Origin of the sequence: Sphingomonas sp. PP-F2F-G114-C0414, assembly GCF_003688595.1 — a bacterium.
In the GTDB taxonomy this organism is placed as follows: domain Bacteria; phylum Pseudomonadota; class Alphaproteobacteria; order Sphingomonadales; family Sphingomonadaceae; genus Sphingomonas.
Genome location: NZ_RCWT01000009.1, coordinates 501,421 through 521,397, shown reverse-complemented (window position 1 = coordinate 521,397; position 19,977 = coordinate 501,421). Strand labels below are relative to the sequence as shown.

Genomic DNA, 19,977 nt, shown 5'->3' with positions numbered 1-19,977 from the left:
GCCTCGGCAGTCAATTGCGAACTGCGCCCGAGGACGTCGGGCCGCCGACGAACCGCGGACTTACACCGCGAGCGTGGCGATCCGTTCCTCTGCGCACAGCAGGCAATCGTCCAGCTTCGCGCCGAGCATGAATTCCTGCTCCGAGTCGGCGATGTCGCGCGACTCGTTGATAAGGCGGCTGATAGCCGTCAGGCGTTCGATAGCTTGATCTGCGCTTCGCATCGGACTTCCCCCTATTCGCTTGCGTATGTCAGGAGTGCCGAATCGGCACCCTTCGCTTGTTTAGCCGCCACTTCCCCTCGCAGGACTTGCTCAGCATCGCCACGTGCCGACCGGCAATGCCGAGGACGGTCGATCACGACATTATAGGACGCGAGTTAATGAAGCGGACGTACCAAACCTTATCTTTGTCATAGTAATTGATCAAGATTTCAAAACAAGCCTGATAATTCCAAGACATCGATCAAGCATAGTTCTGACTTTAGGCGCGCGATCAACGGCTATCCCGCGCATAAACCATAATATTTGTTAGTTCTGAAAGAACTATCCAATATCAAAATCATTCCTGCATCAGGCGACAATACGCGGCCGCATCGATGGTCGGACGAAAGATGTCGAAGATGCCGAACGTCTCGCCCGAGTCGGAATGCCACTTCGGGATCGGAACGCACAACGAAAAGGGCCATCCGCTACAGCGGACGGCCCTTGCCGGATCGGCGCTATCGCCAAATCGAGGTGTCCTGTCAGAAGCGGATGCTGATCGATCCCTTGTAAGTCTGGTTCGACACGTCGCTGCGCTCGATGGTGGTATCGGCGCCGATCGAGACGTCGACGCGGTCACCGACCAGCGTCAGGCCGCCGCTGACTTCGCCCCAGTTCTTGTCCTGACCCGCGAGCGCGAACAGTGCGTTCGGACCGATCCCGCCGACGAAGTTCGCGCCGAACACGCCCGGCGTCGAGTTGAAGTCGTGGACGTAATTCGCCGCGACATAGGGCTTGAGCGACGCGCCGCCGCTCAGGAACAGCCCGGCACGCCCCTGCACGCTGTCGAAGATGTCGCGGTCGACGAACAGCGCCGGGCCGCTCCCGTTCTGGCCGCCAGTCTCGATCGACTTGCCGAAGCCGATATGGCTGGCCCGAATCGACACGCGCGGGCCGACCTTCAGCATCGACAGGTCGAACGCCTTGCCGAGACCGACCTCGCCGACCAGCGTCAGCGCGTTGTCGGTGCTGCGCAACCGGTAGCTGGTGCCGACCAAGCCGACGCTGCGATCGGTCTTGGCGACGAACGCGCCCGCGCTGAGTTGCGTGTCGAGGATGATCCCCGACGCGGTCTCCAGCTTGCCGTAGACCGTCCCCTGGTACAGCGCGCCCTTGGCCCGCTGCGCGATCCCGCCGGTGGTGCCGTCGGTGTCGGTGTACGAGACCGACAGGCCGATCACCGCGCCCTCGCCGGCCTGCTTCTCCAGACCGCCGGCGATGAAATAACCGTCGAACTTGTCATGCCCGCCAAACGGGATCGCGGTCGGCATCGAGCGGCTGCGGCCGTCGATATAACCGCCGGCGATGAAGCCCCCCATGTCGTCGGGCAGCTTACCCGACTGGACGACCGGGCCGCCGGTGTCGCTCATCATGTCCTGCCCGCCCGGCAGATCGCTCGCCATCAGCGACGCCACCTGGAACGGCTTGCCGATCAGCGCGAGCGTACCCCCGAGTCCGTGACGCGTATCGATCTGCGCGATGCGATCGCGGTAGAACCGCGACATCGTGTCGACCGACGCCACGCCGAGGCTCGACTTCAGCGTTTCCGCGCGCGGCGCGAGCCCCTCCAGCGTCGAGCGGATCGTCGCTGCGGTCTGCAGATCGAGCGTGCCGTACAGCCCGCTCAGCGCCGCAGCGTTCGAGCGGTTGCGATCGAGCAGCCCGGCATAGGCGGTCTGGATCGGCGTCGCGGCAACGACATTGCTGTATTGCCCCGCAGCAATCCGCACCTGCACCGCATTGGCGCTGTAGACATAGGTCGGCGTCAGGATCGCGCTGAGCGGCGTGGCCGCATTGAACGCCCCGCTGACCCCGCCCTGCGCGGTCACGATCGTGTAGATATCGTTCGATCGGATGGTCTGCCCGGCGACGGGCGCGAACCCGACGCTGCCGCCGAGATTGACGATCCCGTTCGTCGCCGCGCCGCTGGCGTTGAACGTCGTCGCTACGAAGGCGAGCTTGTCCGACGTGCCGTTGGCGCCGAGATCGACGAGCAGGTTGGTGCCCGAAGCTAGGATGCCGTTGCCGGCGACGGTCAGCGTCCCGATCGTCCCCATCGTGCCGGGCGCGATCATACCCGAGACGCTGGTGAAGTACGGCGTGTTGATCCGCCCCGATCCGGTCAGCAGTCCGGCCAGCATGAAATAGTCGCCCGGCGTCGAGATCGTGCCGTCGTTCTGGACGGTGCCGGTCACCTGGTTGATCGTCATCAGGCTGGTGAGCGCCCCCGCCGACGTCACCGCCAGCTTGGCCGTGCTGCCCGCGACGGTGAACTTGTCGACCGTGACCGACGATGCGAGCGTGGTGGTGCCCGCCGCCGCCAGCGTGACATCGTAATAGCGTGCGCTGCGCTGCGTGGCGCGATCGGGATCGATGTTGTTGGGGACGAAGTTGGTCGCGCCCGGCAGGCCGTTGGCGAGCGTCGGCGACAGCACCGCGAGCGCCGTCACGTCCTTACCGGCCTGCGCGACGTTCTCCGCGCTGGCCAGCAGCAACGCGTCGGCCTTGCCGCCCTGCGCCACGGTTTCCAGCATCATGCCGGCCGCAGCGACACCGCCCGTCGCGACCTTGGTCACGACTGCCGGCGAGGCGGCGGTCGTCGTCACCGGAACGCCGTCGACCGTCTGGACGCCCGTCTTCACGTCGACGCAATCGGTCTGGAAACATACCTGGCCGAACTTGTTGCCATCGCCGGCGATACCAGCGCCGGTGCTGGTCGGCACGCCGTTGACCAGCTTGCCGTCGACGATGATCTGGTAGTTCGGATCGAGCGCGGTCACCCAGTGCGATGCGTCGGTCCACTGACCGTCGCCCGCCTTGGTCTGCGCATAGCGATACGGATTGTTCGCGGTGATGTAATCCGAGAACAGATAGAGCGGCTGATAGAAGCTGGCCGTACCATAGGCACCGAACGGCTGCGCGCCGAAGAACCGGTTGCCGCCCGACAGGACGCCGATCACCACCTGCTTGGCGAAGGTCCGATCGAGGATCAGCGGACCACCCGAATCGCCGCCCGCGGTCGTACCCTCGTTGGGCAACGCGTCGTCCTTGAACAGGTTGAAATCATAGGGGCTGGCCGCGGCGGTACCGCGGCGGGGATCGTCGAAGTCGAGCTGGTACAGGTTCTGCGGCAGACCGCTGGTCGAGCCGAACAGGAACGCATCGCGATCGTCGAACGAGCCGAGGATACCGATCGTGTTCTCGGCGATGCGGCGGCGATAGTCGATGCCGTTGGTATCGCCGACCAGCGTGCCACCCTGCCCGCTGCGACCATAGCCGGTGATCGTCACGTGATAGCCGGTGCCGGTGGTCGCGCCGATCGTCGCGGGTGCCGGCAGCGCGGACAGCAACAGCGCCCAGGTCGGCACGTTGGCGGCGGGCGTATCGAGCGTCGCGATCGCGACGTCGCCCTGGATGAAATTCTGCGACAGGCCGAGCTTCAGCGAGTCGGCATTATAGATGACCTGATTGACGTTATAGAGGAAGTTGGCGGTGTTGGTCTTGTACTGCTGAGCATTGACCGCGCCGGTCGCGGTGGTCGGCAGGAACCAGTCGATCACCGCGGGGCGGTTGTTCTGCGCGAACCCAAAGGCGATCGGGATGCCGCCGCCCTGCGATCCATATTGCCACGGGTCCTGCGCACCGGTGCCGGCGCCGTTCTCGTTGACGCAGTGCGCGGCGAAGATGACCGTGCGCGGGTTGATCAGCGACCCGGTACAGATTCCGAGGCCGCCACTGCCCAAATCGATCGTCATCTGGCCGACGCCGTTCACGCCACCCGCCACGTCCTGTGCGGTGGTCGGCGTACCCGGTGCGCTAATGACGATGCTCGGCTGGGTGACCAGATCGGCGGGGTTGAGCGTGCTGCCATACGCCATCACGTCGACGCTCGTCGGGCGCTCCTGGGCCGACGCCAGCGTCGGAACGGCGGCCGCGATCAGGATCGCAGTGGACGCGAGCAGGTTCAGCCGTGACCGACGCGTAAGACAGTTCGTTGCGCCCGCAGAAACGATCGTCATCTGTATAACCCCCTGTTCGTGCCGTCCATTTTCGGAAACGTGCACCATGAAGGGAAGCTATGCAGACCATTTTGCGAACGCAATCGATGATCCGTCGACTTTCACACCTTTGTAATTATTCGTAACAAACGCGTTAAATATGACACAGGCCGATCCACCGTTTTCGTCGTGGTCTCGGGATGGTCCGACAGAACGCGCGCACCAAAATTTCCACGCGCGACCGCAAACGACCGGTAGCGCTACCGCGCATACCGCGATGACCGAATACCTTGCAGCGCGGCACCCGCGCCCTTCCCCGATGCGCTCCCCCTTGCTAAGGCCCCAGCGGTAACAGCATTTTTCGCTCGGTCCCCGACGCGCCCGCGTGGCCTATACGGCTGCTTTCCCCTCGGCGCCCGGCGGCCCGACGCCCACGGGAAGGACCCCTATGACTGCCATCGGCCAGGACACCCTCAAGACCCGCACCAGCCTCTCCACCGGCGGCAAGTCGTACGACTATTACAGTCTCGCCAAGGCGTCGGAACAGCTCGGCGACATCAGCCGCCTGCCGTTCTCGATGAAGGTCCTTCTCGAGAACCTGCTCCGCTTCGAGGACGGCGTGACCGTCACGCGCGAGGATATCCAGGCGATCGTCGACTGGCAGAAGGAGCGCCGCAGCGACCGCGAGATCCAGTATCGCCCGGCGCGCGTGCTGATGCAGGACTTCACCGGTGTCCCTTGCGTGGTCGATCTCGCGGCGATGCGCGATGCGATGACCAAGCTCGGCGGTAACCCCGAGAAGATCAACCCGCAGGTCCCCGTCCACCTCGTCATTGATCACTCGGTGATGGTCGACGAGTTCGGCACGCCCCAGGCTTTTCACGACAACGTCGATCTCGAATATGAGCGCAACATCGAGCGCTACGAATTCCTGAAGTGGGGTTCGAAGGCGCTCGACAATTTCCAGGTCGTCCCCCCCGGCACCGGCATCTGCCACCAGGTGAACCTCGAATATATCGGTCAGGCCGTCTGGTCGTCGGCAGCGTCGGGTGACCACGGCGCCAAGCTTCCGGGGGGCACGATGATCGCGTATCCCGACACGCTGGTCGGCACCGACAGCCACACGACGATGATCAACGGTCTGGGCGTACTCGGCTGGGGCGTCGGCGGGATCGAGGCCGAGGCCGCGATGCTCGGCCAGCCCGTCTCGATGCTGATCCCCGAAGTCGTCGGCTTCAAGCTGACCGGCGCGCTGAACGAGGGCATCACCGCCACCGATCTCGTGCTCACCGTCACGCAGATGCTGCGCGCCAAGGGCGTGGTCGGCCGCTTCGTCGAGTTCTTCGGCCCCGGCCTGTCGTCGATGACGCTCGCCGATCGCGCGACGATCGCCAACATGGCCCCCGAATACGGCGCGACCTGCGGCTTCTTCCCGATCGACGACAAGACGCTAGACTACATGCGCCTCACCGCACGCTCGGATGAGAATGTCGAGCTGGTCGAGGCCTATGCCAAGGCCAACGGCTTCTGGCGCGACGAGAACGCCGAGGATCCGGTGTTCACCGACACGCTCGAACTCGACATGGGCACCGTCGTCGCCTCGCTTGCCGGCCCGAAGCGCCCGCAGGACCGCGTCAGCCTCAACAAGGTCGACGAGGTGTTCAACAGCGACCTCCACAAGCTGTACCACAAGGAGCAGCCCGCGCGCGTCGCGGTCGAGGGTCGCGAGCATGACATCGGCGACGGCGACGTCGTGATCGCCGCGATCACGAGTTGCACCAACACCTCGAACCCGTCGGTGCTGGTCGCCGCCGGTCTCGTCGCGCGGAAAGCCAACGCACTCGGCCTCAAGTCGAAGCCGTGGGTGAAGACCTCGCTCGCTCCTGGCTCGCAGGTCGTCACCGACTATCTCGACAAGGCCGGGCTCACTGCCGATCTGAACGCGCTCGGCTTCAACCTCGTCGGTTACGGCTGCACCACCTGCATCGGCAACTCGGGGCCGCTCGCGCCGGCGATCTCGGCCGCGATCAACGAGAACGACCTCGTCGCCGCGTCGGTGCTCTCGGGTAACCGCAACTTCGAAGGCCGCGTGTCGCCCGACGTCCGCGCCAACTTCCTCGCCTCGCCCCCGCTGGTCGTTGCCTATGCGATCAAGGGCACCGTCACGACCGACATGATCGAGACGCCGCTCGGCCAGGGGTCGGACGGCCAGGACGTGTATCTGCGCGATATCTGGCCGACCAACGAGGAAGTCCGCACGACGATGGACGCCAACATCGACGCCGGCATGTTCGGCGCGCGCTATGGCGACGTCTATGCGGGCGACGCCAAGTGGCGCGAGATCGACGTCACCGGCTCGGACACCTACGCATGGCGCGCAGGGTCGACCTATGTCGCCAACCCACCGTACTTCGAGGGCCTCAGCATGACGCCGTCGCCGGTGCAGGACATCATCGACGCCAAGCCGCTTGCGATCCTCGGTGATTCGATCACCACCGATCACATCTCGCCGGCCGGTTCGATCAAGGCGGATTCGCCCGCAGGCCGCTTCCTGCAGGAACATCAGGTCAGCAAGGCGGACTTCAACAGCTATGGCGCACGCCGCGGCAACCATGACGTGATGATGCGCGGCACTTTCGCCAACATCCGCATCAAGAACGAGATGGTCCCCGGCATCGAGGGCGGCATGTCGAAGTACGACGGCGAAGTCATGGCGATCTACGACGCCGCGATGCGCTTCAAGCAGGACGGCACCCCACTCGTGATCGTCGCCGGCAAGGAATACGGCACCGGCTCGTCGCGCGACTGGGCCGCGAAGGGCACGAACTTGTTGGGCGTCCGCGCCGTAATTACGGAGAGCTTCGAGCGCATCCACCGCTCGAACCTGGTCGGCATGGGCGTGCTGCCGCTGCAGTTCGCCGAAGGCACCGATCGCAAGACGCTCGGCCTCGACGGCTCGGAGACGTTCACGATCCTCGACGTCGCGAGCATCCGCCCGCGCCAGGACGTCACGGTGAAGATGACCCGCGCCGACGGCACCAGCGAAACCTTCCAGACCAAGTGCCGGATCGATACGGTCAACGAGCTGGAATATTTCCTCAACGGCGGCATCCTCCACTACGTCCTGCGCAAGCTGGCCGCGTAAGAGCTACCCCGTCGTCCCGGAGCGATCCGGGACGACGCCTCGATACCCGTGAAGCGCCCCCTGCCGATCCTCCCCCGCCAGGGGGAGGATGGGCTGGATAGCGATAACTGAAGCTGTTGCGCGCATCTCGCACGCCCTTCGTCCCGAACACAAAAAAGGCGGGGCGACCGTGAAGGTCGCCCCGTAGTTCAGGGAGAAGACCGGGACAGGGGGGACCCGGTCAAAGTCGCCGTCCACAGGGGGAGAGGGAGCGGCGACGCTCTCCCTTTCGCGCCGATATGTTGCAGGGATATGTCGGTCGCGTGTTCGAGCGACATTTTTACAATTAAAGAGCGGTTAGGCATCATTATGATGACGCCGCATCGTCCTGTTCCCGTCATCCGATCATCATTAAGCTCGCATTGCCGCCCGCGGCGGTGGTGTTGATCGAGGTCGACACCTCCTCCAGCAGCCAGTCGGGCGTGTAGGCGAGCGGCGCGCCAAGCTTGGCCGCATGAACGAGGACGATCGGCCCCGGCATCGCCGCAACCCGTTCGACCATCTGCGTCACCACCGCCGCATCACCCTCGACCAGCACCGCGGCGAACGGCGCATCGCCGTCCTCTGCGAACACCGAAGCGACCGCCGCCGGAATCCCCTCGGGCAACGCCATGCCCTCGATCCGCGCACGATTGCCCGTCGCCAGCACGACCGCCATCTGCTCCAGCAAACCCGCTGGCGTGGCGGGCTTCAACAGCACACGCCCGCGCGGATGCAGCGCATAGACGTTGCGCTCGCCGACCGGGCCCGGCAGCAGCGTCTCGACACCCAGCGCCGACTCGTCGCGATAAAGACGTGCGGCGGTGGCGGTGGCGCGATGGCCACGTTGCCCCAGCCACGCGATGAACGAGTCGAGCAGCGGCATCGGCGTACCGGACCCGATCTGCGCGTTCGCGGCCTCGGTCACGAGCCGCCCGAGATACAGCGGACCGCCCGCCTTCGGACCGGTCCCGGACAGCCCGCGCCCACCGAACGGCTGCACGCCGACGATCGCGCCGATGACGTTGCGATTGACGTAGATATTGCCCGCCTTCACCCGCGCGGTGATGTCCGAGACGGTCCCGTCGAGCCGCGTGTGCAGCCCGAAGGTTAGCCCATACCCGGTCGCATTGATCGCATCGATCAGCGCGTCGAACTTCTCGCGCTTGAACCGGATGACGTGGAGCACCGGTCCGAACACCTCGCGTTCGACGTCGCCGATATGACCGATCTCGATGATCGTCGGCGCGACGAACGTGCCATGCGCGCACTCGGCCGGCAGGTCCTGCTGGTCGACCCGGTGCCCCGCCGCGCGCATCCGCGCGATATGCGACTCGATTCCCGCCTTCGCCTCGGCGGTGATGACCGGACCGATATCGACCGCGAACCGGTCGGTACGGCCGATTCGCAACTCCTGCAGCGCGCCCTTCAGCATCGCCAGCGTCCGATCGGCGACCTCGTCCTGCAGGCACAGGATGCGCAGCGCAGAGCACCGCTGTCCCGCACTATCGAACGCCGACGCCAACACGTCCGCGACGACCTGCTCCGCCAGCGCCGACGAATCGACGATCATCGCGTTCTGGCCGCCGGTTTCGGCGATCAGCGGGATCGGCGCGCCGGTGGCGGACAGCCGCGTCGCCAATTGTCGCTGGATCAGCCGCGCGACCTCCGTCGACCCCGTGAACATCACCGCGGCCGTCTCGGGTGCGCCGACCAGCGCCGCGCCGATCCCGCCGTCGCCGGGAACGAGATGAAGCGCATCCGCCGGGATCCCCGCCTCGTGCAACAACCGCACTGTTTCGGCGGCGATCAACGGGGTTTCCTCGGCGGGCTTGGCGAGCACAGGATTGCCAGCGACCAGCGCCGCGGCCACCTGCCCCGCAAAGATCGCGAGCGGGAAATTCCACGGACTGATGCACACCACCGGCCCCAAAGCGGTCTGTGCCGACCCCATCGTCGTCCGCGCCTGCTGCGCATAATAGCGCAGGAAATCGATCGCCTCGCGGACCTCGCCGATCGCATTGGCCGCCGACTTGCCCGCCTCGCGGATCACGAGACCGATCAGGATCGGCATCCGCGACTGCATCGCGTCGGCTGCACGGTCGAGCGCGGCGGCGCGATCGGCCACGGGCATCGCGGACCAGGTGCTCGCGGCCGCCAGCCCCACTGCGGCGCGCGCCTCCTCGACGGAAACCTCGGCAACGTGACCGACGACGTCGCGGTGATCGGCCGGGTTAAGTACCGGGCGCGTCTCGCCGACGTCCTCGGAACCGGCATGCCAAGCGATCGCCGCGCTTTCCCGCAGAGCGTCGCCCAACGCCGCCAGCGCAGTCTCGTCGCTGAGATCGATGCCGTCGGAATTGCGGCGGTCGGGAAACAACCCGCCCGGCAGCGCGATCTCGTCATGACGCGCACCCGGATTGGCCATCGCCGACACGATATCGACCGGGTCGGCGATCATCGCGTCGATAGAGATCGCGGGATCGGCGATCCGGTTGACGAACGACGAGTTCGCGCCATTCTCGAGCAACCGGCGAACCAGATACGCGAGCAGAGTCTCATGCGTGCCGACCGGTGCGTAGATCCGGCACGGCCGGTCGAGCTTATCCTTTCCGACGACCTGCTGATACAGCGGCTCGCCCATCCCGTGCAGGCACTGGAACTCGTATTGACCGATCGCGAAATCGGGTCCGGCAAGCTGATAGATCGTCGCGAGCGTCTGCGCGTTGTGCGTCGCGAACTGCGGGAACACCGCGTCGGGCGCGGCCAGCAGTTTCCGGGCGCATGCGATGTACGCGATGTCGGTATGGAGCTTGCGCGTGTAGACCGGGAAGTCGGCGAGGCCATCGACCTGCGCGCGCTTGATCTCGGCATCCCAGTATGCGCCCTTGACCAGCCGGACCATGATCCGCCGCTCCGATCGCCGCGCAAGATCGACGATCCAGTCGATCACGAACGGGCACCGCTTGCCATAGCCCTGAACGACGAACCCAAGTCCGTTCCAGTCCGCCAGATCGGGATCGAGCGCCAGGCTCTCGAGCAGGTCGAGCGACAGTTCGAGCCGGTCGGCCTCCTCCGCGTCGATGTTGAAGCCAATGTCGTAGCGCTTCGCCAGCGCGGCGAGACGCGCCACCATCGGCAGCAATTCGTCCATCACGCGCGCCGCCTGCCCACGGACGTAGCGCGGGTGCAGGGCGGACAGCTTGATCGAGATGCCCGGCCCCGCATACACGCCGCGCCCCGCCGACGCCTTGCCGATCGCGTGGATCGCGGTCTCGTAATCGGCGTAATAGCGCGCGGCGTCGGCGGCGGTGGTCGCGGCCTCGCCGAGCATGTCGTAGCTGTAGCCGAAGCCCTTGGCCTCGAGTTCACGTGCGCGCTTCAGCGCCTGCTTGATCGTCTCGCCGGTGACGAACTGTTCGCCCATCATCCGCATCGCGAGATCGACGCCGCGGCGGATGACCGGCTCGCCGACCCGCGCGACCAGCCGCGACAATGCCGCGCCGAGCCCGCGATCGTCGACGCTACCGACCAGCTTGCCGGTCACCACCAACCCCCAGGTCGCGGCGTTGACGAACAGCGACTTGCCGCCGCCGAGATGCGCGGTCCAGTCGCCGCCGGCGATCTTGTCGCGGATCAGCGCATCGCGCGTCGCATCATCCGGAATCCGCAGCAGCGCCTCGGCGAGACACATCAGCGCGACGCCCTCCTGGCTCGACAGCGAATATTCCTGCACCAGTCCTTCGACGCCGGTGCCGCGATGTTCCGCGCGCATCCGCGTCACCAGATCGCGCGCCGTCTCGCGCACCGCGGCATGCGTCTCGGGGTCGAGCGTCGCGGACTTGATCAACGGTGCGAGCGCCTCGGCCTCGTCCAGCCGGTAGGCCGCTGTGATCGCCGATCGCAACGGGGAAGCCTCGCGGATAGCGGGGGCAAAGGCGGCGAAGGGCTGGCTGGTCATGCCACCGCCATAGATCGCTTCCAAAAGTCGATCCGACTTATGTATCGGCTCTTGGCGGGCTATATCGCTTTTGTACGCGCCATTCGCGGACCGATCGGAGTGATTTGATGCCCGCAACAGTCGAAATGGATGGCTTCGACCACAAGATCGTTGCCGCACTGCTGGAGGACGGCCGGATGTCGGTCACCGACCTCGCGGCCGCCGTCGGGCTGTCGAAGACGCCGTGCCAGGTTCGCCTGCGCAAACTGATCGGAAGCGGCGTGATCCGCGGTTTCTGCGCTATCGTCGATGCCGAGAAGATGGGTCTCGATCACGTCGCGTTCGCCGAGGTGAAGCTCGACGACACGCGCGAACAGGCACTGAAGGCGTTCAACGCCGCGGTCCGTCGCATCCCCGAGGTCGAGGAATGCCACATGATCGCAAGCAGCTTCGATTATCTGCTGAAGGTCCGCACCGCCGACATCCGCCGTTACCGCGCGGTGCTCGGCGAGAAGATCTCCAGCCTGCCGCACGTCGCGAGCACGTCGACCTTCGTGGCGATGGAAACCGTCAAGGACCGGACCCGCTGAGCGACGGGTCCGGCCAGTCTGCGGCTAGCGCTTGATCGGCGCGAACGAGAACAGTCCGCTGCGATAGTTCATGACGACGTGGGTGGTCGTGAGGCCGTCATGGACCACGACCTTGGCCTGATCGGCATGCGGCTTGGAATGGCCGAGCTTGGGGTTGCTGGCAAAGCCGATACCGTCGTGGAGCAGGCTGAAGCCGTGACCGCCGTCGCGCGCATGGACGACGCTGAGCGCATAGGTGCCAGGTGCGGGCACGCGCAGGCAGAGCGACACCACGCCGCTCGCAGGCACGGTGATCACCGATCGCCGGAAGGTCTTGCCGGCGCCGATCAGGACGTTGTCATCGGCAAGGAAGTCGCCGTCGCGTGCCGGGTAGAGTTCGGCGCGCAGCACGCCGACGCGGTCCTTCAGGCCGTCGACGTCAACGATCAACGCAGGCCCCGGTTCGTTGGGTCGGCAGCGCGCCTCGACGGTGCCGAGCCTAGGCGTCGAGGGAATCGGTGTCGCGGCGAGTGCCAATATAGAAAACAGGATCACTTGTTACGCTCCATGGTGGCGAGTTCGACCGCGGTCAGCGCCGCGCCGAGCAGAAGATGCGTGACCAGCCACAGCCCGGCGATCATCGTCAGCACCGCGGTCACTTCGGAGGTCCGCCCGACGGTGAACGCGACCAGCCCGGCGAACACGATGTCCTTGTTCGGCAGCAGCGGCAGCCGCGACACGAGCATCCGCAACGTCGCCAGCGCGAGCCACCAGGCAAGCGGCGCGGCGGGCATCACGGCTGCCCACAGCAACGCGGCCAGCACGGTGGTGGCGACGATCCGCAGGAAATGGATGACCGCGATCCGGGTCAGTTCCGGGCGCGGCAGAGTCAGCAGGCGCTTGCGCAGTACCAGCGTGACGAGCGACGGGATCGCCATGCTCGCCGCGGACACGATCATGACCTTCGCGCTGGTACCTAGGTGCAGCGCGGCGAGTGCGTGCCAGCTCGCCGCCGCCAGCGCGAGCGTGCAGACGTTGGCGACGACCGCGGACAGGATCGCGACGTCCTTGATCGCGCCGAACGGCGTGCCGACCATCGTCGCGTGCTTGCGCGCCCAGCCGTAGAAATACAGTTCGCCCGAATAGCCGAGAATGATCTCGTTGCTGATCCGCTTGCGCAGCAGCGCGAGAATGCCGCTCGGCGGCAATCGCCAGAGCCGCCGATAGATCACCCATTCGCTGAACGGCGTGACCAGATAGCCCAGCGCGAAGATCGCCCAGAACAGCGGCGACATCGGCACCATGTGCAGGATGCCCGGCACGTCGAGGCTGCGCAGCTGCCACAGCGCGCCGATCAGGATCGCGGCGGACAACAGCGGCGCGAGCCAGCGGCCGACAAAGCCCTTGCGGACGACCGTCGGGGTAAGGGCGGGGAAAACCTGCGCGCGCGTCAGCGTCAGCGGCATCTCTGTCATGCGACATTGCTCCGGTAGAAACGGGACCTGGCCAGCGGCCGGCGGCAGAGGCGTGTGGTTCCAAGCGGCGCCGAAGCGAGTGATCCGGATCGGGTCATGCCCACAGGACGCCGCCAGCAACGCCGAGCCGCAGCGATGCCCGTCCTATCAGTGAAATAATTTGCCGGTAGGGATCGGCGCGGACTGCGGAAGCATCGAGGCGGCGCCGTCCCGTCATCAGTGCGCGACGTATGAAGGCAAGACCATGGCGACATTCGACCGGAGCAAGAGCGGGGGCGACCAGAGCGAGAGGCAGCGTCCTCAAGCGTCCGACGCCCAGCCGATTGCATGCAAATCGACGGCGCAACGGCGTCTGGTGGTGTCGATCCACGACGTCTCGCCCGCCTTCGTCGCACCGATCGACCTGCTCGCCGAGCGGATCGACGCGATCCTCGGCGGCCCGAAGTTCGCGATGCTGGTAGTCCCCGATCACTGGGGCGCCGCGCGGCTCGATCGTGCCCCGGCGTTCGAGCGGCGCCTGCGCGCATGGTCCGATGCCGGCGTCGAGATGTTCCTGCACGGCTGGTTCCACCGCGACGCGAGCGATCACCGCAATGCGGCCACTGCGCTCAAGGCGCGCTACATGACCGCAGGCGAAGGCGAGTTCCTCGGGCTCGATGCGGTCGAAGCCGAACACCGGATGCGCGCCGGTCGCGACATGGTCGAGCACGCGATCGGCCGCTCGGTCGCGGGCTTCATCGCGCCGGCCTGGCTCTACGGACCGGGCGCGCATGCCGCGCTGAAGGCGTGCGACTTCGCGCTGGCCGAGGATCATTTCCGCGTCTGGCAGCCTGCCACCGGCGCGATCGTCTCGCGCGGCCCGGTCGTGACCTGGGCCAGCCGGACGCGCGCGCGGACCGCCAGTTCGCTCGCGGTCGCCGCCGCGGCGCGCGTCATGCCCGACTGGATGCCGACGATGCGAGTCGCGGTCCATCCCGGCGACGTGACCAAGGAATCGCTGCTGACCAGCATCGACCGCACGCTGCGCACGCTCGCCGAGCGCCGCACGGTTTCGCGCTACGCCGACCTCGTCGCCGACCAGATGTCCGATTCACCGGTCGAGAGGATCGCAGCATGAAGATCGTCGACGTCTGCGCATTCTACACGCCGACCGGCGGCGGCGTCCGGACCTATATCGATCGCAAGCTCGTCGCGCTCGCCGCGCGCGGTCACGAAGTCGTCGTCATCGCTCCCGGCGAGGAGAACCGCGAAGAACAACGCGGCCCCAACGCCCGCGTGCGCTGGTTGAAATCGCCACGCTTCCCACTCGACCGCTCCTATCGCTACTTCGCCGACCGCGCGGCCCTGCATACGATGCTCGACGAGGAGGACGCCGACGTGGTCGAGGTGTCGTCGCCGTGGCGCAGCGCGTCGATGGTCGCGGACTGGCGGACGCAGTCGGGGTCGCGCGCGCGGCTGTCGCTGATCGCACATGCCGATCCGCTGTCGGCCTATGCCTATCGCTGGTTCGGCAACGTCGCCTCGACCCAGGCGATCGATCGCGCGTTCGACTGGTATTGGCGGCATCTGCGCCGGCTCGACGCACAGTTCGACCATATCGTCAGCGCCAGCGACAGCCTGACCCAACGGTTGCGCGAAGGCGGTCTCAACAAGGTGACGACCGATCCGATGGGCGTCGATCCGGGCCAGTTCTCGCCGCGCTTGCGCGACGCCGACCTGCGGCGCGAGATGCTGGCGCTGTGCGGGCTTGGCGAGGATGCGCTGCTGCTGATCGGCGTCGGTCGTCATGCACCGGAGAAGCGCTGGGACATGGTCGCGCAGGCTGCGACGGTCGCGGGCACGCATACCCCGGTCGGGCTGTTGATCATCGGCGGCGGTTCGCGGCAGCGGCGCGTGATCGACGCGGTCGGCGACAACCCGCATGTCCGCCTGCTCGAGCCGATCCGCGACCGGACCGCGATCGCCCGGCTGATGGCGAGTGCCGATGCGCTGGTCCACGGCTGCGAGGCGGAGACCTTCTGCTTCGTCGCGGCCGAGGCGATCGCGTCGGGGCTGACGCTGATCGCCCCCGACCGCGGCGGAGCCGCCGATCTCGCGCGCGCCAGCGACGGCGTGCTCTATCGATCCGGCGACACGCAGGCGGCAGCCGACGCGATCCTGGCGTTTGCCGGAACGCGGCTGGCCTCGGCGGCGGGTCCCCTCGACCGGCCGGTCCGGACGATGGACGATCATTTCGACGCGCTGCTCGCCTTGTACGAGGACGATATGGTTGCGCTGCCCCAACGCCGGCAGGACGTGGCATGATGACCGCCATCGCTCGGATGCCAATGCCGGAAACCAGCGAGGACGATCTGCCGAGCGCTACCACCATGGCGCGACCATCGATCCGCGACGACCTGACCCGATCGCCACCCGTCGCTGCGACACCGTGGCGGGCGCCGCTCTTCTACCTCGCCCCGATCGCCGCGATCTTCCTGTTGATCGCGGTCGCAATCGTGCTGCTGTGGCGTGTCGTCACGCGGTCCCGCAGCCTGTGAGACGCCCCACCGTCCTTCGGTAGCGACAGACGCCGCGATACGCGGTATCCGTCCCGGTTCCTGAAGTTCGGAGCAATGCCGTAGCCGACGCGGAAAGTTTTCAGCCTGCCGGGCTTTCGGCAGTGCTCGCGGCGCACCGCCCGCAGCTCGTCCGGTTCTTCACCGGGCGGACGGGGAGTGCTGCGGAAGCCGAAGACGTGGTGCAGGAAATCTGGTTGCGCACCGCCGAACCCGCCGCCGGACCGATCGCCAACCCGCTCGCCTATCTCCACCGGATCGGCCTGAACATCGTGCTCGACCGGGTGCGCGCGACCGGACGGCGGGCGCGCCGCGACACCGGCTATGCGGAGAGCATGACGACGATCATGGGCGACGAAGCGGTCGACGATACGCCCACCGCCTTCGACGCGGTCGCCGGGCGGCAGCGGATCGCGCAACTGGCGACCGCGCTCGCCGGCCCCCCCGAGGGGGCGATGCGGGTTTTCCGTCGCCACAAGATCGATGGCCTGTCGCATGCCGAGGTCGCCGCGGAATTCGGCATCACGCGCAGCGCGGTCGAAAAGCATATCGCCGTCGCGCTCAAGCACCTCAGAAAGGCGCTCGATGATCGAAACGACGATTGATCGTCACGCCCGACTGCGGTGCGGGATGAACGGTGGCGTCTATGGCACGAGCGGGGGGCATCCGCTTGGAACGAGGGCACCTTGATGGCTGCGACGACCCAAGACCCGATCGACGCAGCGGCAGCCTGGCACGCCCGGATCGATGCGCCCGACATGGATTGGGAGGGGTTCGGAGACTGGCTCGCGCACGACGCCGAGCACCGCCGTGCATACGACTCGATCGCGCTGCTCGATGCCGAGATCGGCGAGGCCGCCCCGTCGATCGCCGCGCTGCTGCCGGCGAACGATGACGCGGTCGTCGAAGCGCAACCGCTCGCCCTGCCCCCTCGTGCATCGCGCTGGCGCTGGGCGGCGACCGGCACCGGCGGCGCGCTCGCCACGGGGCTGGCTCTGCTGTTCGTCGCGCCACAGCTCGGCGGCGACGGTGCGCAAGTCTATGCGACGAACGCCGGCGATACGCGCGCGCTGACGCTGGCGGATGGCAGTGCGATGCGGATCGATCGCGGATCGCGCGTTTCGGTCGCCGGCGGCGCTACCCCGCTGATCACGCTGGCGAACGGCGCGGCGAGCTTTACCGTTCGTCACGATCCGTCGCGAACGCTGATCGTCCGCGCCGGCGACTACGACATCCGCGACGTCGGCACGCGCTTTTCGGTCGTCAACGCCGGTCGAACGCTGTCGGTCGCCGTTGCCGAAGGCGAAGTCAGCGTCGCACCGCACACCGCCGACGGGTCGACTCCCGCTACGGTGAGCGCGGGGCAGCGGCTCGACATCGACACGACGACCGGGATCGCCGAGCGGCGCTCGGTTTCGCCCGCCTCGGTCGCGGACTGGACCGATGGTCGGCTCAACTACGACGGTGCGCCGTTACCGCTGGTTGTCGCGGACATATCGCGGTATGCGACCGCCCCGCTGGTGGTCGATCCGTCCGCCGCTGGGATGCGCTTTTCCGGGGTTTTGACGATTGGCGATGGATCGCGGCTCCTCGATCAGCTTCGCGCGGTTCTGCCTGTACGGTTGCGTCGCGCTGACGGCGTCGTCCATATCGAGCGCGCCGGCCTACGCGGATAAACCGGCTCAGGGCGGGATAAGCATCGCCCAGGGTTCGCTGCGCACCGCACTCGATTCGCTCGCACGACAGACGGGCATTTCGATCGGCATGGCCGGGTCGCTGCCCGCCGTGCAGGTCAAACGCATCGATCACGTGTCGGATATCGCCAAGGCGCTTCGCAAGCTGCTTGCTGGGACGCATCTGCGCGCGGTCCGCGTCGATGCGACGACCTGGCGGATCGAACCCGCACCGCACCGCGACCCGGTCGAGCGAAACCGCGAGATCGCACCGCCAGCCGACGCCGGTGGCGATATCATCGTCACCGCCAGCAAACGCGACGAGCGACTGTCCGACCTCCCCGCCTCGATCGGCATCTTCGGTGTACCCGCGCTCGATCGTCTGAGCGGCAAGCGCGGGCTGGTCGATCTCCTCGCCGCCACCGACGGCGCGTTCTCGACCAATCTCGGGCCGGGCCGCGACCGGGTGTTCCTGCGCGGCGTCGCCGACAGCGCGTTCAACGGCACCAGCCAGTCGCTCGTCAGCCTGTATCTCGACGACGCACGGATCGGCTATTCCTCCCCCGATCCCGACCTCAGGATGGTCGATATCGACCATGTCGAGATCCTCCGCGGGCCACAGGGAACGCTGTACGGCACCGGCGCGCTCGGCGGCGTGGTCCGGATCGTCACCACCCGGCCCGATCTCAACACCGTGTCCCAAACGCTCTCGACCGAGGTCACCGGGATCAAGGACGGCGCGCTGGGCGGCGCGCTCGATGCGACCGTCAATCTGCCGATCGTGACGGGCAGCGTCGCGCTGCGGGCATCGGCCTGGGCGGAGACGATGCCCGGCTGGATCGACGACAGCGGACGCGGCAAACGCAACGTCAACCGCACCGGGCGAACCGGCGCCCGCGCCGCACTGCGCTGGGCGATCGGCAACGGCTGGACCGCGACCGCGAGCGGCATCGGCCAGTGGATCGATACGCGCGACAGCCAATACGCCACGCGAGGGCTGACGCGCGCGACCTCGATCGCCGAGCCGCAGGACAATGATTTCGTGACGGGATCGCTCGACATTCGCGGATCGATCGGCCGGCTCGACGTACAGTCGACCAGTTCGGTCGTATCGCACGATTTCACCAGCACCTACGACGCGAGCAGCAGGGCGAGCCTGCTCGATACCGCCACGCCGCTCGCCTATGACGAGAGTCGCGAGATCCGCCTGTTGACGCAGGAGTTTCGCGTCAGCGATCCGTCGGCGCGGCATCCCTGGATCATCGGTGCGTCGCTGCTAAAGGGCACCACCCGGCTGAAGGGCAGCTTCGTCGCGGCCGGCGACGCGATCGAAGCCCGCGACGACAAGGAGGCGGTCTTCGAGGCCGCGCTGTTCGCCGAAGGCACCGAGCGGCTGTCCTCCGCGCTCGACTTCAAGCTCGGCCTGCGCGGCTTCGTCACGACCAACGACATCGAACAGCAGGGCCCGCAGGAGCAGAGCGCGACCAAGCTCGGAATCACCCCCAGCGCGACGCTCAGTTGGCACCGCGACGAGACCGGTCTGGTCTGGCTGCGCTATGCCAGCGCGATCCGACCCGCCGCGGTCTCGCGCGATCTGCCCGGTAAGGACCAGAAAATTCCAGGCGACGAACTGCAAAGCCTCGAACTCGGCTGGCGGGTCCGCGCGTTCGACGACCGGGTCAGCCTCACCGGTGCGATCTTCGGGTCGGTCTGGAAGCATCTGCGCAGCGATGTGGTCGATTCGGATGGACTGTTCGGAACGATCGACGTCGGCAACGCCACCAATTACGGCATCGAATTCGGCGCACGGATGGACGCGCGACCGTTGACGATCGATGTCGGGACCACCATCCAGCGCGCGCGACTGACCTCCCCCAGCGAATACCAGCGTGGCAACGACGACGACCGCCGCCTGCCGGTGGTCCCCGACTTTTCCGCGCGGTTCGGCCTGACGCGGAAATTCTCGCTGATCGCGCTGCCGGCCAGCGCCTATCTGACCGCGCGCTATATCGGCCAGACCCGGTTGAGCTTCGACCCGACGCTCGATCGTCGGGCGGGCAATTATGCGACGGTCGCCGCCGGCGCGACGGTCGACGACGGTTCGCGCCACTGGTCGCTCGCGGTAGACAATCTCCTGAACGGACGCGGCAACAGTTTCGGCTTCGGCAACCCGTTCACGCTCGCGTCGATCAAGCAGACCGTCCCGGTCCGACCGCGCGCGATCACGCTGAGCCTGTCGATCGGCTTCTGAGCAACGCGACCCCCGCGCGACAGCGCCCGCAACCGCACGACCAATTCGTTTGCATGCTACCGCGCCGCACCGGTACGAGGAGGCCATAAGGT

13 protein-coding genes are annotated in these 19,977 nt (G+C 66.8%); 8 read left to right on the top strand and 5 right to left on the bottom strand.

From position 1 onward, the window contains the following. Positions 1 to 60: 60 nt before the first annotated feature. A complete protein-coding gene (locus C8J47_RS19085; RefSeq protein ID WP_183128999.1) occupies positions 61 to 222 on the bottom strand; it encodes a hypothetical protein in 162 nt (53 codons plus the stop codon). Positions 223 to 743: 521 nt separating this feature from the next. Then, positions 744 to 4,280 carry an autotransporter domain-containing protein gene (locus C8J47_RS02965; protein ID WP_121884371.1) on the bottom strand — a complete coding sequence of 1,179 codons (3,537 nt, stop codon included), beginning with the start codon at positions 4,278 to 4,280 and terminating at the stop codon, positions 744 to 746. Between the two features lie 427 nt (positions 4,281 to 4,707). Here C8J47_RS02965 and acnA point away from each other — a divergent pair, with 427 nt between their 5' ends. After that, a complete protein-coding gene (gene acnA, locus C8J47_RS02960) occupies positions 4,708 to 7,404 on the top strand; it encodes an aconitate hydratase AcnA (RefSeq protein WP_121884370.1) in 2,697 nt (898 codons plus the stop codon). A 376-nt stretch (positions 7,405 to 7,780) separates the two neighbouring features. Here acnA and putA read toward each other — a convergent pair whose 3' ends face one another. Further along, complete coding sequence (gene putA, locus C8J47_RS02955) at positions 7,781 to 11,383, bottom strand: trifunctional transcriptional regulator/proline dehydrogenase/L-glutamate gamma-semialdehyde dehydrogenase (RefSeq protein WP_121884720.1); 3,603 nt, start codon at positions 11,381 to 11,383, stop codon at positions 7,781 to 7,783. A 107-nt stretch (positions 11,384 to 11,490) separates the two neighbouring features. Between putA and C8J47_RS02950 the strand changes: the two genes are divergently transcribed. Next, positions 11,491 to 11,952, top strand: coding sequence for an Lrp/AsnC family transcriptional regulator (locus C8J47_RS02950; RefSeq protein ID WP_121884369.1), 462 nt, complete (start codon positions 11,491 to 11,493; stop codon positions 11,950 to 11,952). A 24-nt stretch (positions 11,953 to 11,976) separates the two neighbouring features. Here C8J47_RS02950 and C8J47_RS02945 read toward each other — a convergent pair whose 3' ends face one another. Together C8J47_RS02945 and C8J47_RS02940 are read right to left on the bottom strand one after the other, a co-directional pair. Continuing rightward, positions 11,977 to 12,486 (bottom strand): DUF2141 domain-containing protein, encoded by a 510-nt coding sequence (locus C8J47_RS02945; protein WP_404969237.1) that lies wholly within the window; start codon positions 12,484 to 12,486, stop codon positions 11,977 to 11,979. After that, positions 12,483 to 13,406 carry a hypothetical protein gene (locus tag C8J47_RS02940; protein WP_147453163.1) on the bottom strand — a complete coding sequence of 308 codons (924 nt, stop codon included), beginning with the start codon at positions 13,404 to 13,406 and terminating at the stop codon, positions 12,483 to 12,485. Before C8J47_RS02940 ends, C8J47_RS02945 begins: the two co-directional genes overlap by 4 nt. Positions 13,407 to 13,650: 244 nt before the next feature. Here C8J47_RS02940 and C8J47_RS02935 point away from each other — a divergent pair, with 244 nt between their 5' ends. The 6 genes from C8J47_RS02935 to C8J47_RS02910 all read left to right on the top strand — a co-directional run bounded on the left by C8J47_RS02935 (position 13,651) and on the right by C8J47_RS02910 (position 19,885). Then, positions 13,651 to 14,523, top strand: coding sequence for a DUF2334 domain-containing protein (locus C8J47_RS02935; protein ID WP_121884718.1), 873 nt, complete (start codon positions 13,651 to 13,653; stop codon positions 14,521 to 14,523). After that, positions 14,520 to 15,710 carry a glycosyltransferase gene (locus tag C8J47_RS02930; protein WP_121884368.1) on the top strand — a complete coding sequence of 397 codons (1,191 nt, stop codon included), beginning with the start codon at positions 14,520 to 14,522 and terminating at the stop codon, positions 15,708 to 15,710. Before C8J47_RS02935 ends, C8J47_RS02930 begins: the two co-directional genes overlap by 4 nt. Beyond that, a complete protein-coding gene (locus C8J47_RS02925; protein WP_121884367.1) occupies positions 15,707 to 15,943 on the top strand; it encodes a hypothetical protein in 237 nt (78 codons plus the stop codon). Before C8J47_RS02930 ends, C8J47_RS02925 begins: the two co-directional genes overlap by 4 nt. Before the next feature lie 122 nt (positions 15,944 to 16,065). Next, positions 16,066 to 16,566 carry an RNA polymerase sigma factor gene (locus C8J47_RS02920; RefSeq protein ID WP_121884366.1) on the top strand — a complete coding sequence of 167 codons (501 nt, stop codon included), beginning with the start codon at positions 16,066 to 16,068 and terminating at the stop codon, positions 16,564 to 16,566. A gap of 84 nt (positions 16,567 to 16,650) precedes the next feature. After that, positions 16,651 to 17,637, top strand: a complete 987-nt coding sequence (locus C8J47_RS02915; RefSeq protein ID WP_121884365.1) for a FecR domain-containing protein — start codon at positions 16,651 to 16,653, stop codon at positions 17,635 to 17,637. Continuing rightward, positions 17,537 to 19,885, top strand: a complete 2,349-nt coding sequence (locus C8J47_RS02910) for a TonB-dependent receptor (RefSeq protein WP_121884364.1) — start codon at positions 17,537 to 17,539, stop codon at positions 19,883 to 19,885. The genes C8J47_RS02915 and C8J47_RS02910 overlap by 101 nt, the downstream gene beginning before the upstream one ends. The last annotated feature ends 92 nt before the right edge of the window (positions 19,886 to 19,977 follow it).

Excerpts from the sequence above, each read along its gene's own strand:
- C8J47_RS19085 (WP_183128999.1), bottom strand. The coding sequence starts at position 222 with ATGCGAAGCGCAGATCAAGCTATCGAACGCCTGACGGCTATCAGCCGC.
- C8J47_RS02965 (WP_121884371.1), bottom strand. The coding sequence starts at position 4,280 with ATGACGATCGTTTCTGCGGGCGCAACGAACTGTCTTACGCGTCGGTCA.
- acnA (WP_121884370.1), top strand. The coding sequence starts at position 4,708 with ATGACTGCCATCGGCCAGGACACCCTCAAGACCCGCACCAGCCTCTCC.
- putA (WP_121884720.1), bottom strand. The coding sequence starts at position 11,383 with ATGACCAGCCAGCCCTTCGCCGCCTTTGCCCCCGCTATCCGCGAGGCT.
- C8J47_RS02950 (WP_121884369.1), top strand. The coding sequence starts at position 11,491 with ATGCCCGCAACAGTCGAAATGGATGGCTTCGACCACAAGATCGTTGCC.
- C8J47_RS02940 (WP_147453163.1), bottom strand. The coding sequence starts at position 13,406 with ATGACAGAGATGCCGCTGACGCTGACGCGCGCGCAGGTTTTCCCCGCC.
- C8J47_RS02935 (WP_121884718.1), top strand. The coding sequence starts at position 13,651 with ATGGCGACATTCGACCGGAGCAAGAGCGGGGGCGACCAGAGCGAGAGG.
- C8J47_RS02930 (WP_121884368.1), top strand. The coding sequence starts at position 14,520 with ATGAAGATCGTCGACGTCTGCGCATTCTACACGCCGACCGGCGGCGGC.
- C8J47_RS02925 (WP_121884367.1), top strand. The coding sequence starts at position 15,707 with ATGATGACCGCCATCGCTCGGATGCCAATGCCGGAAACCAGCGAGGAC.
- C8J47_RS02915 (WP_121884365.1), top strand. The coding sequence starts at position 16,651 with ATGGCTGCGACGACCCAAGACCCGATCGACGCAGCGGCAGCCTGGCAC.
- C8J47_RS02910 (WP_121884364.1), top strand. The coding sequence starts at position 17,537 with ATGGATCGCGGCTCCTCGATCAGCTTCGCGCGGTTCTGCCTGTACGGT.